The organism is Cellulomonas sp. EB106-03-03-XG116, from assembly GCF_058792015.1.
Genome location: NZ_JBYTEP010000122.1, coordinates 1 through 590, shown reverse-complemented (window position 1 = coordinate 590; position 590 = coordinate 1). Strand labels below are relative to the sequence as shown.

At 78.0% G+C, this 590-nt stretch carries 1 protein-coding gene; it reads left to right on the top strand.

Annotated features, from left to right (window positions below):
- Positions 1-21: 21 nt before the first annotated feature.
- Entirely contained in the window at positions 22-531 is a 510-nt protein-coding gene (locus tag AC3WUG_RS19605; protein WP_492329203.1) for a DsbA family protein, read from the top strand.
- Positions 532-590: the final 59 nt, after the last annotated feature.

The window sequence follows — 590 nt, the reverse complement described above, 5'->3', positions numbered from 1 at the left end:
GGCGTCGGGCATGCTGGGGGCATGCCCGACGCCCCCCGGCTCGTCCTCGGCGATCCCGCCGCGCCCGTCACGGTCACCGAGTACGGCGACCTCGAGTGCCCGTACTGCCGCGACGCCGAGCCGGTGCTCCGGCGGCTGGTCGAGGAGTCCGACGGCGGGGTGCGCCTGGTGTGGCGGCACTTCCCGCTGTTCCAGGTGCACCCGCACGCGCTGATCGCGGCGCTCGCGGCCGAGGCCGCCGCCGAGCAGGGGCTGTTCTGGGAGATGCAGCGGCTGCTGTTCGCGCAGCAGGACCGGCTGACCGAGCCCGACCTCCGCGCCGCCGGCGCGCGCCTGGGCCTCGACCCGGCGACCGTCGCGGGCGAGGGCGCCCAGCCGTACGCCGACCTGGTCGAGGCGGACTACGTCGGCGGTCTCGAGCTCGGGGTGCGCGGGACGCCGACGCTGCTGATCCAGGGGGAGCGGTACCGGGGCCCGGTCGAGCTGCCCGCGCTGCGCGCGGCGGTCGCGGAGGCGGCGCCGGCGCGCTGAGGCCGCGCGCCCGCGGAACCCCACCCTCTCCTCGCGTCGACCCCCGATCGATCGGGGGT